The sequence below is a fragment of the Phycisphaerae bacterium genome (assembly GCA_019636475.1).
In the GTDB taxonomy this organism is placed as follows: domain Bacteria; phylum Planctomycetota; class Phycisphaerae; order UBA1845; family UTPLA1; genus JADJRI01.
The window spans coordinates 319,676-334,070 of record JAHBXN010000006.1 but is presented as its reverse complement, the minus strand read 5'-3'; the positions used below and the strand labels follow the sequence as shown (position 1 = coordinate 334,070).

11 protein-coding genes are annotated in these 14,395 nt (G+C 59.6%); 7 read left to right on the top strand and 4 right to left on the bottom strand.

From position 1 onward, the window contains the following. Positions 1-103: 103 nt before the first annotated feature. A complete protein-coding gene (locus KF841_12050) occupies positions 104-1,183 on the bottom strand; it encodes a hypothetical protein (GenBank protein MBX3396089.1) in 1,080 nt (359 codons plus the stop codon). A gap of 270 nt (positions 1,184-1,453) precedes the next feature. Continuing rightward, positions 1,454-3,361 carry a motility associated factor glycosyltransferase family protein gene (locus tag KF841_12045; protein ID MBX3396088.1) on the bottom strand — a complete coding sequence of 636 codons (1,908 nt, stop codon included), beginning with the start codon at positions 3,359-3,361 and terminating at the stop codon, positions 1,454-1,456. Between the two features lie 201 nt (positions 3,362-3,562). On the opposite strand from KF841_12045, the gene KF841_12040 reads away from it, so the two are divergent. The 6 genes from KF841_12040 (at position 3,563) to KF841_12015 (ending at position 10,894) form a co-directional block, all read left to right on the top strand. Beyond that, positions 3,563-4,702 (top strand): alanine--glyoxylate aminotransferase family protein, encoded by a 1,140-nt coding sequence (locus KF841_12040; protein MBX3396087.1) that lies wholly within the window; start codon positions 3,563-3,565, stop codon positions 4,700-4,702. Between the two features lie 85 nt (positions 4,703-4,787). Then, positions 4,788-5,699, top strand: coding sequence for an FkbM family methyltransferase (locus KF841_12035; protein MBX3396086.1), 912 nt, complete (start codon positions 4,788-4,790; stop codon positions 5,697-5,699). Between the two features lie 62 nt (positions 5,700-5,761). After that, a complete protein-coding gene (locus KF841_12030) occupies positions 5,762-6,040 on the top strand; it encodes a hypothetical protein (GenBank protein ID MBX3396085.1) in 279 nt (92 codons plus the stop codon). Between the two features lie 124 nt (positions 6,041-6,164). Continuing rightward, positions 6,165-7,544 (top strand): isocitrate dehydrogenase (NADP(+)), encoded by a 1,380-nt coding sequence (gene icd, locus KF841_12025; GenBank protein ID MBX3396084.1) that lies wholly within the window; start codon positions 6,165-6,167, stop codon positions 7,542-7,544. Positions 7,545-7,843: 299 nt separating this feature from the next. Then, positions 7,844-9,049 (top strand): YgeY family selenium metabolism-linked hydrolase, encoded by a 1,206-nt coding sequence (locus KF841_12020; protein MBX3396083.1) that lies wholly within the window; start codon positions 7,844-7,846, stop codon positions 9,047-9,049. A 99-nt stretch (positions 9,050-9,148) separates the two neighbouring features. Next, positions 9,149-10,894, top strand: coding sequence for an AMP-binding protein (locus KF841_12015; protein ID MBX3396082.1), 1,746 nt, complete (start codon positions 9,149-9,151; stop codon positions 10,892-10,894). A 56-nt stretch (positions 10,895-10,950) separates the two neighbouring features. Here the strand turns inward: KF841_12015 and KF841_12010 are convergent, their stop codons facing one another. Further along, the gene (locus KF841_12010; protein ID MBX3396081.1) at positions 10,951-11,868 is read right to left on the bottom strand and encodes a hypothetical protein; all 918 of its coding nucleotides are present in this window, start codon (positions 11,866-11,868) and stop codon (positions 10,951-10,953) included. Beyond that, positions 11,865-12,443 carry a sigma-70 family RNA polymerase sigma factor gene (locus KF841_12005; protein ID MBX3396080.1) on the bottom strand — a complete coding sequence of 193 codons (579 nt, stop codon included), beginning with the start codon at positions 12,441-12,443 and terminating at the stop codon, positions 11,865-11,867. Before KF841_12005 ends, KF841_12010 begins: the two co-directional genes overlap by 4 nt. Positions 12,444-12,886: 443 nt before the next feature. Between KF841_12005 and lysS the strand changes: the two genes are divergently transcribed. Continuing rightward, a complete protein-coding gene (gene lysS / locus KF841_12000) occupies positions 12,887-14,380 on the top strand; it encodes a lysine--tRNA ligase (protein ID MBX3396079.1) in 1,494 nt (497 codons plus the stop codon). Positions 14,381-14,395 lie beyond the last annotated feature (15 nt).

Below are 14,395 nucleotides of genomic sequence, written 5' to 3'. Positions count from 1 at the left end.
GGGCGGCGCCTCGTGTCGAAGCGCCGCCCCGGTCATGTCAGCCTGAATGCCGGTGGCGGCCGACCTCGGACAGAATCCGAGCGGCTCATCCGGTCAGACGCGTTTAGTCCGCGTCTTCGACAAGCCACAACTGCCGCGGCGAGAAGAGATTCGTATCGTTGCCTTCGATTGTCCGGGCAGGGTTCTGGGTGTTGTCGAGCGTCCCGATGTTCAGGTAAGCATGAATTGCGTGGTTGCCGCTATCGGCGACGAAACACACATCATTGCTGCTGATGACAATTCCGCGAATCGCGACGTTTGTCCCGGGCACGGTGATGGTCGCGCCGGAGGTGACTGCGCCGGACGCCTGATTCTTGGCATCATCGACACGGTGAATTTTCTCAGTGCCGTCCACGACATACATATGGTTCAGCGAATCGACCGCGAGGTCCTCGATGACGGTCCAGGACGGGTTTGTGAGCACGATATCGGCCGGGTTCTCGCCTTGAAGGTTAGCCGGAGTCAGATAGATGAGAACCCGACTGCTGTTCTGATTGAGTCCAGACGTGTCGGCGACGTAGAGAGCGCCATCGGCGTCGAGCCACATTGCATTGATCGTCATTTCCGCGGTATCACTTGGCGCGCGGTCCGGCGGATTGAACGTTCTTGAGGGCATCACGTCGCCGTCGAAACTCATCGATGAAACATCGTCGAAGACAAGAATGCCCTGGTCGGCATTGATATTGCCGACATAGAGCGTGTCTGTCGCAGCATCGTAGGCGAACGCGATCGGCGAATCGAGATGGGAGTCGGTGCCTTCAACGATGCGATCCGCCAGAGTCGCGCCGGTTGTGACCAGCGCGTCGTCGTGCGCGGTGATTCCGCCGTTCTGCCGGCTGACGAGCAGTACCTCGTCCTTCGTCACCACGACGCTGCGCGCCTGGAAGATGTCAGTCGAAGCGCCGAGAGGCAACTCGGTGATTGGAGGCACGTCGCCGTCGGCCGTGGCGAGGAAACTAGAGACGCTGAATGCGTTGTTCACGACGAATAGGCGCGGCACATTGTTATCGTTGTTGTTGTTATTGTTGTTATTGTTGTTGCCATTATTGTTGTTGTTGTTGTTGTTCGGGCATTCGGCACCGAGCATGGCAACGACGAATGGAACAGCCAGCAGTCGCAATAGAAACGGCATTGAATTTCTCATCAACTTCTCCTTAAGAGCGAGGTTACGGCCGAGAGCGGGCCTCGACCGAGCGAAATACTAGATGGACGACCGATGTGGTGTCCAGCAACCCGCAGCCAGTTTTTAAGCTCGGCAGTTTGGCGGCAGACGCCGCCCACAAGGTATAACGAAATTGGCCGTCCCAATCCTCAAAAAAAGATCGAAGGCGCTCCGCATTTCGTCAGAAATTCAGGCAGAAACTGCGCGGCCCGGCGAGTCGCCATAATCGCTCGTGTTCACGGATTTTCCGTTTCATTGCGAAAAACGTTCGAGGGATTCCTCGAGGATGGCGGCCAGACGATCGCAGCCATCGAGCAGCGCGTCGATGAATCGAGCGTCTCGATCGAGCTGGCTGAGGGCCCGGCGTTGCTCGTTGCCGGCATTCGGATTGATTCTGCGATCGGCGGCGATCCGCTGAAACTCCGCCAACTGCGACACATCGCGGACCATTTGATAGATTGTCTCGTGTCCCTGCACGAGCGTTCTCAATTCGTCGATGCGAACCAGGCAGCGGTTGAACTCGGCGGGCCGATCGACAAGGCCGCGAAGGCGCGGCAGCAGGTTTCGCGTTTCGTCGCAAAGCGCTCTGAAGGCTTCCAACTCTTCGATGCGCGCCTGTATGGTCTGCGCGGCCGTGGCGAGCTTTGACGCGTCGTACCAATCGGACTTCAGGTAATCGAATCGCGCCGGGTCGATCGGTTTGGTGCAGAAATTCTGAATGACGTGTTCGAGCTTCATCGTCGCGGCGCCGCGTTTGCTTGCGCCGCCTTCGGTGGCATCAATCACCCGGGCGGTGGTTCGTGCGAAATCCCGCTCGAACTGCTGGAGGTAGGTGAACATCTGTTCGTCGGTATAGATCGGGCGGCCTTCGATGTCGGTCGTCTTTCGCAGGATGCCGCGATTGCGAACGATTCGCTCCCACTCCTTCATCTCCAGGGTTCCGTAGCGTCCCAGTTCCGCTGACCAGGCACGGTGTATCGCGACGCCCGGGGAATAGTAGCAGTGCCCGGTGAATGCGAGGTCCTGACCGATCATGATGATCGGATCGCACCCGAGCCACTCGGCGAGGTAGAACGCCAGGTGCATGACCGTCGCTCCGGCTTCGAGCGCGGCGCGCTTTGCGAGTCGCTCGGTCAGGCATCGATGGGCAAAAGGACTGTCGAGCAGAATGACCCGGCGTGTTTTGTCCGGACCGCGAAACGCATCGACCACCTGCCAGGCCGCCTTGGGCTCCGCGACGAGCACCAGATCGTCCGGGATGTCGATGCCGTCGAAGAACTGACGTGACAACTCGCTGTAGTCCAGCGACGTGACGAAATGCGGGCGGATCCCCCGGGACAGCAGCGGCCGCAGCGTGGTCTGTGCCGCGATGATGACCGCGCGGTCCTGGATTCCTTTCAACTGTTCAATATTCCTCGCCAGAGATGGTCCTGCCGCGACAAGCACGGCCGGCGACCCGGCAAAGCGGCGTCGCAGCACATCGAGCGACGGAGCCGTGACATAGGTCGGCAGATTGTTCGCGATATTGCGGCAAGTCACGCCCGCGTTACGCACGAGGGTCATGAGCGACATTCGTGCAAACGCGGCAAAGTCGGTGACGGCCTGCCGAAAGGCCGAGTGAAAATCGGCGTGAAGCTCTTGCGAAACGGGCGGCGCGACGATGTGGGTTCCGAGCATCATCGTGGCCCAGTCGTTTCGCAACCGTTCGTGGAGCATTGCGGTTTCGTGCGTCGGCAGAATTTCGAGCCGACCCTGGGCGATGTCGCTGGACAGATCGGTATTCTCGATTGCAGATTTGATTACCGCGAGGTCGGGTTCGCCGACGATGATTCGGGTTTCATCGCCATACCGACGGACGAGCGATTTTGCGATGTACCCCAAACCCAGTCCGCTCAGGATGATGCAGGCTGCGTCGTCGAATTCGAGCGTCCGCACGAATTCGTCGGCCTCTCGTTCCGGGTCGTAGCGGCTGTGCAGGAAAATTCGTCGCCCGTCGGTCGTTCGGGCGCTCGCGGTGGGCGGGCCCTTTCTTGATGGCTGGACATCGAGCCCGACATCAAAGGGCAGTTCATCGATCTGCTGCGCCAGCCTCGGATTGCGCCGCCAGAGGGCGCGCATGTTCTCGACGAAGATCGGATTTAGGGCGATATGGGCGGTCACGGAGCGGGATTCTAAGGCAAACAGGGCGGTTTGAGCATCCACGGTCGACGAGGGTAGTCTGCGTAAGGCGTCGAGCGTGAGTCGAAACGTCCAGGCAAATTCCGCATTGAGCCGCTACGCCCTGCGGTTTGGCACTCATGTTGCTGGTGGATATCATATCGAACCACAGAACAGAGGCCTTTCCACCACGGAGTGACTCCCATGATGAAGCTGCGACTTTTTACGCCCGGTCCCACGATGGTCAGCCCTGAGGCGCTGCTCGAGATGGCCTATCCGCTCGATCATCATCGCACGCAGGGCTTCAAGGACATGTTCAAGGAATGCACCGAGCTGCTTTCCTACGTATTCCAGACGAAATCGCTGCCGCTGATTCTGACGGGGAGCGGCACGGCCGCAATGGAGGGCGCGATCCTTGGCTGCTGCAAGCCGGACGCCAAGACGCTGGTGTGTCACGCCGGCAAGTTCGGCGAACGCTGGGTCAAGATTCTGAAGCGGTTCAAGCTGCCTCATGTCGAGTATTCAATGGAGTATGGCCACGGATTCCGGGCCGAAGGGGTTGCGGACCAGCTTAAGAAGCATCCGGACGTGAAGGCCGTCATCTTCGTGCACAGTGAAACGAGTACTTGTGCAGTGAGCGACGCGGCGGGCATCGCGAAGGTGTGCCGCGATCATGGCGCGTTGACTCTCGTGGACGGCATCACGTCGATCGGGACGATTCCGTTCAAGATGGACGAATGGGGTATTGATGTGGCGGTGACGGGATCGCAGAAGGCGTTGATGCTTCCGCCGGGCCTGGGGTTTGCGGCGGTGAGCGACCGCGCGTGGGAGGTGATCGACTCGCACGACGCGGCCTGTTTCTACAATGACTTCAAAGCCTATCGCAAGAGCCAGAAGGACTGGGACGTGCCGTGGACGCCGAACAACCAGCTCGTGAAGGGCCTTCGCTTCACGCTGCGCCAGATCAAGGCGGACACGATGGAGGCAATCTGGGCGCGATCGGCACTGATGGCCCGGGGCACGCGTGCCGCATGTAAGGCACTCGGTCTGACGCTCTATGCGACCGATCCGGTGGACAGCGTCACGGGCATCAATGTGCCCGGCGGCGTGGCGGATGACGTCTGGCGCAAAACGATGCGCAGCAAGTTCGGCATTCATGCCGCGGCGGGCCAGGGCGAACTGAAAGGCAAAATGATCCGAATCAATCACATGGGCTATGTGGACGCGGTGGACACCGTCGGCGCAATTGCTGCGATGGAATGGACCCTTGCGGAGCAGGGCTACAAGTTCGAGATGGGCGCGGGCGTCGCGGCGTTCATGAAGACCGTGGCGCAGGGCAAGTAGGGGCGCCGGGCGGGAACCAGGTTTTCGATGCGGATCGTGCATCCTTCCACCTGACGAGTCCCGAATCGCAACCAGGATCCACCGAATGAACCCGGCTCTTGCCAGATTCAGTCTTGCCGCTGTTCGCGCATTCATCCGAAGGTTTCCCGACGCGCGCGGCGTGTCTCGCCTGCGGAAATTCATCGAGCAGCATGTGCTTTCCTCGTTGCCGCCTGACATGCGGGTCACCGTCACGACCGCCGATGGCCGGCGATTCGAGGAAAATGTTCATGAGCCGTGGTTTTTCATGCTCATGATGATGAGCCGTCGCGACCCGGCTGAAACAGCACTGCTGTCGAAACTGATCGATGGCGGAGACACGGTGATCGACATCGGCGCGAACTACGGATGGTATGCCACATGGCTGGCCCGTCTGGTCGGTCCGACGGGGCAGGTGCATGCCTTCGAACCGACACCGACGACCATGGCGCTGCTACGGCGCAACTGCGCCGAGAACCACTTCGATGATCGCATCGTCTTCAACCCGGTCGGCCTCTCCAACGCGCCGGGCAAGGCCACAATACATGTTCCGCGACAGCACGGCGGCGCCTCACTCAAGCCGCACTATGACGAGCCGACGACACTGTTTGAGATCACGCTGACGACACTTGACGATTACATTTCGCGGAACGCCATCGGCAAGGTGCGGCTGATCAAGATCGACGTGGAGGGATGCGAGCTGGCGGTGATTCAAGGCGCGGGAAAGCTGCTTTCGACGCCGCACCCGCCAATGTGGCTGATGGAGGTCTCGCGCCTGACATCCAAGGCATTCGGCTATACGTCCGAAGAGTTGCTCGAAAGCCTGATGCGATACGGCTATCACATTTGTCGGATTCTGGAATCGCCGCGTGGCAAGCTGGCAAAACTGGAGGATCCGAAATCGTGCGACGTGGTTGAGAATGTCCTCTGCTATCATGAGTCTGATCGCGGGCGGGTGGCCGGGCTGATCGTTGGATAACGAGGTCCGGCGCCGCGTGACATGGCGGCCATGCCCGGCTGAACCGAGGTGGAGATACGCACATGAACGACTCGCGGATCCTGCAGATTCGAAATATCGCGATGATGACGTTTGCGATACTCGGCGCCCTGGTGATGTGGGGCAACGTGATCAGCCTGTCAGGCACGCCGTCGGTGCTGGTGCATGTGCTTTTGGCAGTGAATCTCGGCGCGCTGGCCTATTTCGTCAATCGAACCGGATTGGACAGTCTAACGACCACACCGCTGCCGCTCATTCTGATCGGCCTGTTGGCGCTTGCGTCGATCGCGCGGTTTATCTACGCGATGTCGTACGGGGACTGATCGACAATCCCGAATTCCGGCCTTGCCACCGGTGGAAATTTGTTGAAATTCCAAACATGGTTATCATCTCCCAGTGGAAGCAGAACCACATGGACAGAATCCACCACGCAGGGAGACAGCACACATGAGCGGCAGCAAAATCACGATGTCCGGCGGCAGACTCAATGTTCCCGATCAACCGATCATTCCATTCATCGAAGGCGACGGTACGGGACCTGACATCTGGCGCGCCAGCGTGCGCGTGCTGGACGCGGCCGTTCAGAAGGCGTACTCGGGCCGTCGCCGGATCATCTGGAAAGAAGTGTTTGCCGGCGAAAAATCGTTCAACATGTTCAAGAGCACGCTCGGCGAGGTGAAGGCGTGGCTCCCCGATGACACGCTTGCGGCATTTCAGGAATACCTGGTCGGCATCAAGGGTCCGCTCACCACACCGGTCGGCGGCGGCATTCGTTCGCTGAACGTGGCGCTGCGTCAGATTCTGGATCTGTTTGTCTGCCTGCGGCCGGTTCGCTATTTCAAGGGCGTGCCGACACCGGTGAAGCAGCCCGAACTGGTGGACATGGTGATCTTCCGCGAGAACACGGAGGATATTTACGCGGGCATCGAGTATGCGGGCGGGACGCCGGAATCGCAGAAAGTGCTGGACTTTCTTTCGGCCAACTTCGGCAAGGAGTTTGCCAAGATTCGCTTCGGCACGAGTGACAGAAATGCGGCATGGGGCAAACAGTTGGAGGCCATCGGCTCGCCCCCGCGGGATTTGCCCGTCCAGGTCGGTATTGGATTCAAGCCGGTCAGCTATCTCGGTACGGAGCGGCTCGTGCACAGCGCCATCGGATATGCCATCAAGAACGGCCGCAAGAGCGTCACACTTGTTCACAAAGGCAACATCATGAAATTCACCGAAGGCGCGTTTCGTGACTGGGGCTATCAGGTTGCGAAACAATTCTACGGTGCGCAACCGCTCGACGGCGGTCCCTGGCATGTCATCCCCAAGGAGACGGTTGCAAAGATCCAGTCGATCGAGGCTTCTCGCACGGGCGGCGCGGCGAAGACCGACGCGGAACAGATTGTCATCAAGGATGTCATCGCCGATGCGTTCCTGCAGCAGATTCTGACCCGGCCGGCCGAGTATGACGTGATCGCCACGATGAATCTCAACGGCGACTACATTTCGGATGCACTGGCGGCTTGCGTTGGCGGCATCGGAATCGCGCCGGGAGCGAACATCAACTATGTCACCGGCCATGCGATATTCGAGGCGACCCACGGCACCGCGCCGAAGTATGCGGATCAGGACAAGGTGAACCCCGGCAGCGTCGTGCTCTCGGGCGAGATGATGCTGCGCTACATGGGCTGGACCGAAGCGGCCGATCTCATCGTCAAAGGCGTGGAAGGGGCGATTGCGGCGAAGACGGTGACATACGACTTCGCTCGTATGATGGAAGGTGCAACCGAGGTGAAGTGCAGCCAATTCGGCGACGCGGTGATCAAGCACATGGCTTGACGCGCACGAGCGCCACAGGCAATCGCGCCTTGCGGCGACGTGTCATCCCGGACAAGCCTAGATTAGAAGCGGTTTCAAAATTGGTTCTTGGGGCCGCCGAACTGCCGTAACGAGCCCAAATCGCATGCTTTGAGGAGCGATGTCGAATATTGAAACCGCTTCTAGGATGCCCGTTCGAAGCGAGAATGCCGCCCCATGGACGGGGCCATGCTGTTGTATTGAATCTCGAGATTCCGACCCGCGAGTTTTTTTCGCCCACACAGATCGGGACCATGAAAGCCCGCTAGGAAACACCCATGATTGACTTCAAGAAAATCAACGCCAGCGCGAAGGCCTATCAGCCGCAGATGGTTCGATTTCTTCGTGATATTGTCGCGATCCCCAGTGAGAGCACTGAGGAAAAGCGCGTCATCGACCGCGTCGCCAAAGAGATGAAAGCCACCAGGGCTTTCGATAAGGTCTGGACCGACGGGATGGGCAACTTGTTCGGCCAGGTCGGCCGCGGCAAGAAGCTCATTGCCATCGATGCGCATTGCGATACCGTCGGCGTCGGGGATCGCAGCGCGTGGAAGCACGACCCCTACCGAGGCAAAGTCGCCGGTGGTCGCGTGTGGGGCCGGGGCGCGGGGGACCAGGAAGGCGCCATCGCCTCGATGGTCTATTCCGCCAGGATCATCCGTGATCTGAAGCTGCCCACCGACGAATACACCCTGCTCTATGTTGTCACCGTCATGGAGGAGGACTGCGACGGCCTGTGCTGGCAGTACATTGTCAACGAGGACAAGATTCGGCCGGACGTCGTCGTGGTCACGGACAGCACGAATTGCGAGATACTGCGTGGACAGCGCGGCCGAATGGAAATCGGTGTTCATGTCACGGGCAAGAGTTGTCACGGGTCGATGCCCCATCTGGGCGATAACGCGATCTACAAGATGTCCCGCGTTGTGCGGGAGATTGAGTTGATGAACGATTCGCTGGCGGAGTGCCCGTTCCTTGGCAAGGGGACGATCACGGTCTCCTACTGGGAATGCAAGACCCCCAGCATGAACGCGGTACCGGACTATGCCTACATTCACCTCGACCGCCGGTTGACGACCGGCGAGACGAAACAACTTGCCGTGCAGCAGGTGAAGGAGGCGTGCAAGCGTGCGGGCGTGAAAGCGAAGGTTGAGATTCCCCGCTACGAGCGAGCGGCATACACGGGCCTTGTGTATCCGACGGAGAAGTACTTTCCGACGTGGGTCATGCCAGAGAATTCGCGGCCGGTCCGCAGTGCGGTGGAAGTTTACAAGGGTCTATTTTCGAAGACGCCGACGGTCGGCCGCTGGACGTTCAGCACCAATGCCGTTTCAATCAACGGCCTGTTCAAGATTCCGTGCGTGGGATTCGGCCCCGCGCCGGAATCCGTCGCGCACACCGTGAATGATTCGGTTCCGATCGCGCACCTGGTGCGAGCGGCGGCGTTTTACGCGGCGTATCCGCAGGCGTATTGCGCGAGGGGATGAACGATCGCGTAGCCCGCCGAAGCCCGTCGAGCGACCTCAGCTCGGATCGGCCGAAGCGGGACGAACCCTGATTGAATCAGCAGATCGGAGGATGAGTCGATGGGTTCCCAGACGACGGAGGCGGTTATACCCAGTGAGGCACAGATTCGTGAGCTGATTTCCAAGGCCCAGCATTGCGAAACACTCCAATCGATTGACGACTTTCTGCCCTATCGCAATTTCGGTGAGATGTGGCAACGGCGCGTCATCGAATCGGCCGACAGCGCCTGGCTGACCTATTACCCGTGCGCGGGAGAACAGGAAACCGCCGAGTGCATGACCTACGGCCGGTTCGCCGAGTTGATTGACCGGGTCGCAGGCGTTCTGGCCAACCGCTACGGCATACGCGCCGGCGGCTCGGTGGCGACACTCACCATCAACCAGCCATTAACGATCGCGATTTACTTCGCGGCATGGCGGCTTGGCGCTCGGGTCGTGCCGGTGAATCCAGGCGAGACGGACGACCGTGTCGGATACATCGTGAGCAACTCCCAGGCATCGGTGCTGATCGCTCATCGATCCTGCCGGGAGGACTTCGACGGCGTCGCGCGGCATCTCGAAGCCAACGTGGAGCGCGCTATGATCGGCCCGAACGACGCGCCCGACGCGCGCGGTGGAGGCTGGCACGATTTTGAATCGGAATTGGCCGGTGATTTCGCCCGAGGCCCGCTACCGCAGATCGACAGCGTCACGTGGGAGGCCGAGGCGCTCGTCGTCTACACGAGCGGAACGACAGGCAATCCCAAGGGCGTCGTACTCAACCAGAAGCAGTTATTTTCCGACGCACATGCGATTTCACGATGGCATGCGATCGATGCGCATACCACGATGATGAACGTGCTGCCGATCCATCATGTGAACGGCATCGTCGTTACGCTCATTACGCCCTGTTTTGTCGGCGCCCACGTCGTGGTGAACAAGCGGTTCAAGAGCGCCGGATTCTGGAGGAAGCTCGAAAACCACGGCGTCTCGATCGTGAGCGTGGTGCCGACGCTTCTTCAATTCCTGATCGACGCCGACGAAGAATTCGTCGCCGAGCGAATCCCGAATTTCCGGCACTTCATCTGCGGCGCGGGACCCCTCTCGGTCGAACTTGCCCGTGATTTTCAAGACAAGTACGGCCTGAAAATCGTCCACGGCTACGGACTTTCGGAGACGGTTTGCTATTCGTGTTTTCTCCCGACGGATCTCGAATGGCACGAGCACTGCGCGTGGATGTACGACCACGGCTTTCCTTCCATCGGCTGTCCGATCGAGACGAACGAAATGGCGATACACGATGGCTCCGGCAAGCCCGTGCCCGACGGCCAGAAAGGCGAGATCGTCATACGCGGACATAACATCATGTGCGGGTACTTCAAGAACCCGACTGCCAATGCGGCGGCATTCACCTACGGCTGGTTTCGAAGCGGTGACGAAGGATTCAAGCTTCAGGGCAAGGACAAACGGGACTACTTCTTCATCACCGGCCGAATCAAGGAACTGATCATTCGCGGCGGCGTCAATATCTCTCCGTTCGAGATCGACGAAGTGCTTAACGGTATGCCGGGAATTCGAGTGGGCCTCGCGATCGGCTTCGACAATCGCTACTACGGCGAGGAGGTCGGAGCCTATGTGCAGTTGCAGCCGGGCACCGCGCTGACCGAGGAGCAGGTCATCGAATACTGCAAGTCCAAACTGCCGAGTTCGAAATGCCCGAAGGTCGTTCTTTTTGGGGACGACATCCCCGTGACATCGACCGGCAAGTATCAGCGCGGCCGACTGAAGCCGCTCTTCGAAGCGTACAAGGATCGACAGTTCAAGTGATGCGGCCGTGTCGGCTCGGAGGCGCTATGCCTCAGCGGACGTGGAACAGGATGACATCAGGGAGTGGGACGGGCGACTGACGGTTCGACTGTCCCGGATATTGAGAGATGCCGGACCACCTCGGACATCGCTTCTGCATCAAACCTGCCGCATACAAGGTAGGTCATTTCGTTTTCGTGCCACGCGATGAGCGAGCTGGAGTCGCAATCGCGCGTCGAATGCACGAAGGGGTCGTTCCGGTCCGGCGAACGGCCATTGCCAAGGTCAAGCCCGCTCCAATGAGGGACCGCAAAGAATGAGAGATAGGCGCCGTTGGCGTAGTTGACGTAAAGGAGGTGAAGCGAAGAGAGGCCGTCCTGATCCGTCGGATTGCAGAGGCTCGCCGATTCAAACTCGTAGCCGGCGCCGCTGAAATCCGGCGCAATTGACGCGAAGGAGCCCGACAGCCGCTCGTTCGCGCCGTTACTGAGTTCGCCCAATGCACTCGGCAGGTTCGGATCCTGATGCACGTGCTGCTCGCATCTGAGCACACACTTGTTGTGTCGAATGACGGCGAGCTGGGTCAGTTCATCCGCTCGAGACAGTCCGGCTATCGCGCCCAAATCGAAGTTCATCGACGCGCCGTCCGACGTCCAGAACTGCCAGGCCAAACCAATCGCAAGCACAAGCGACGCTGCGACGGCCAATGCGCGCAGCGGCCGAATCCGGCGCGATGAGGACGAAACATGGGCAGTTCGGCTGGTCGCGAGTGTCTCGGCGATGAGCGCGCTTCGAATTCTTGCTTCGAGACCGGCAGGCAGGGTGATTCGTCCTGACGCGTTCGCCAGACGGCGGCGCACGCCATGATGGTCATCGACGACTGCGCTGCAGGACGGGCACATCTTCAGGTGATCGAGCACGTCACAACTGACCTGCACGCTGGTCTGGCCGTCCGCAAACGCCAGGAGGTATTTTCGATACTTGTAACAGTTCATTTTTGGTCGCGCTCCGGTCTGGGTCGCACGCCGCTTGCGGCAGCGAACTCCGCAAGCACAACCCCCAACTGCTGACGCGCGCGAAAGAGCCGGCTCATCACCGTTCCCATCGCACACCCGAGAACCTTTGCGATCTCCTTGTAGCTTAAGTCTCCCAGCGCCCAGAGTAGCAGCACCGCACGATGATCGGGCGGCATGGCCATGACAGCCGCCTTTAATTCCTCGTCAAACAGTTCCCAATCCGGCTCGCCGACTTCGGAGAGATGCACGGGCGTCAGCTCCAGTTCGGCCGCGATATCGTCGAGGCTCATGTCCTCCGCCATGGTCGGCGCGCGAGCGGACGTGCCGCAGCGCGTAAAGAACACATTGTGCAGGATCCGAAGCAGCCAGGGTTTCGCGCCATACTCACGCAATTCGAATCGATCAAACGCTCGATGAGCGCGAAGGAACGTCTCCTGCACCAAGTCCTCCGCGGTATGCACATCGCCGGTCAACTGCAACGCGATGCGGTATACCAGATCGAGATGGCAAAGTGCCACCCGCTCGAAATCTCGCGTCCTGTGATCGCTGGACATCGGAAACCCTGGTCGGCGGGGTCCGGCCGCAAGCACCATCCCTATAGAAAGAGAACCGCGCCACACACCCCGATTATTCCGGAGGCCGAGCCAAAGCCCCCGGGGCATCGCCGAGTACGGAAATTCGCGCAAATCGTCGTCCGATCCGACTGGCGAAATCGCACCGCAGCACCCTATTAAGGCCGAGACGAGGTGCCGGGGTCAACCATTCCGCCTCCAAAATTTAGTATTGCTCACTGTGCGGGAGAAAAACGCTCGGACGAACGCCACCAGACGGCGAAGATGGCAATATCGGCCGTTGTCGGGTGCAACAACTGCGACTAGCCTATCGACTCGCAGAGCGCCCAGCGGCGGACCGGGCGAACGACGGTGAGGTGCGGGCAGTCGCACCTGGCAATGCTCGCCGCATGCCATTGCAAAATAGAAACTTATAGTGCATACCCATGATAGAACAATACCTTCAGGACAGGCAGAAGAAGCTGGACGAACTGGTACAAGCCGGAATCGATCCGTATGGCCAACGCTTTGAGGGCGTCGCCTCAAATCAGGACATTCGAAGTCTTGTTGAAAAATCGGGACTTAACCCGGGCGAAAGCGATGAGCGCAGTGCTGTACGGGCTGCCGGCCGGGTGCTGCTGCGGCGCGTCATGGGCAAACTGGCGTTTCTCACGCTTCGGGATTCGACCTGCGACTTGCAGATCGGGCTATCCAAGGCCGTGGTCGGCGACGCGACGTGGGACACGCTCAGGCTGATCGATCTAGGTGACATTGTCGGAATCGACGGCTACCTCGGCCGGACGAAGACGGGGGAAATCACGGTTTGGGCGCGGAGCCTCACGATGCTCTGCAAGGCGCTGCGTCCGCCGCCGGAGAAATGGCACGGCCTGACGGACGTCGATTTGCGCTATCGTCAGCGCTATGTCGATCTCTTCACCAACCCTGATGTCATGAGTACTTTCAAAAAGCGGTGCGTGATTGTCGAAGCGATTCGCGACTTCATGCGCGGCCGGGGATTTCTCGAAGTTGAAACACCGATGCTGCAGCCGATCTATGGCGGCGCGGCGGCACGGCCCTTCACAACGCATCACAACACGCTGGATCTCGATCTCTTCCTGCGCATCTCGCCGGAACTTTACCTAAAGCGGCTGCTTGTGGGTGGGATGGAGCGCGTGTTTGAAATCAATCGGAATTTCCGGAATGAGGGCATCAGTCCGAAACACAATCCCGAATTCACGATGATGGAGTGCTATCAGGCGTACGGCGATCTGTCGGACATGATGGAGATCGTCGAGGGCATGTTCTCGGCCTGTATCGAACGACTGGGCGGCGGCTTTCGACGTCAGTTTCGAGAGTACGAAATCGACTTCACGCCGCCGTGGCCACGACGAACCTATTCCGAGTTGCTCCGGGAGTATGCCGGTGTTGAGTTATCCGACAATACGGCGATTCGCAAGCGGGCTTCCGAGATCGGGATCGACGGCAGCAAGCTGGACGATGCGGTCGTGGCCAACCGATTGTTTGAGGCGGTCGTCGAGGACAAGCTGACCGGTCCGCTTTTTGTCACGGAGTATCCTGCGGCGATTTGTCCACTCACGCGGCGCAAACAAGGCGATCCGTCGATCGCACTTCGATTTGAGGCCTATGTTGCCCGGATGGAGGTGGGTAACGCCTACACCGAGCTGAACGATCCCGCGGTTCAGCGTGAGACGCTCGGCGCGCAGCTCAAAGGCGAAGGCGACGAGACGATGCGCGTGATGGACGATGATTTCATCTGTTCGCTGGAACACGGCATGCCGCCGGCCGGCGGATTGGGAGTCGGAATTGATCGACTCGTCATGCTGCTGACCAATTCGGCAAGCATTCGCGACGTGATCCTGTTTCCACTTCAGAGGCCGGTTGGTACGGCCGCGATGGTTGACGAGCGCACCGGTGCATAAACCTGCCGCAGCGGG

Coding starts and splice junctions, on each gene's coding strand:
- KF841_12050 (MBX3396089.1), bottom strand. CDS start 1,183: ATGAGAAATTCAATGCCGTTTCTATTGCGACTGCTGGCTGTTCCATTC.
- KF841_12040 (MBX3396087.1), top strand. CDS start 3,563: ATGATGAAGCTGCGACTTTTTACGCCCGGTCCCACGATGGTCAGCCCT.
- KF841_12035 (MBX3396086.1), top strand. CDS start 4,788: ATGAACCCGGCTCTTGCCAGATTCAGTCTTGCCGCTGTTCGCGCATTC.
- KF841_12030 (MBX3396085.1), top strand. CDS start 5,762: ATGAACGACTCGCGGATCCTGCAGATTCGAAATATCGCGATGATGACG.
- icd (MBX3396084.1), top strand. CDS start 6,165: ATGAGCGGCAGCAAAATCACGATGTCCGGCGGCAGACTCAATGTTCCC.
- KF841_12015 (MBX3396082.1), top strand. CDS start 9,149: ATGGGTTCCCAGACGACGGAGGCGGTTATACCCAGTGAGGCACAGATT.
- KF841_12010 (MBX3396081.1), bottom strand. CDS start 11,868: ATGAACTGTTACAAGTATCGAAAATACCTCCTGGCGTTTGCGGACGGC.
- KF841_12005 (MBX3396080.1), bottom strand. CDS start 12,443: ATGTCCAGCGATCACAGGACGCGAGATTTCGAGCGGGTGGCACTTTGC.
- lysS (MBX3396079.1), top strand. CDS start 12,887: ATGATAGAACAATACCTTCAGGACAGGCAGAAGAAGCTGGACGAACTG.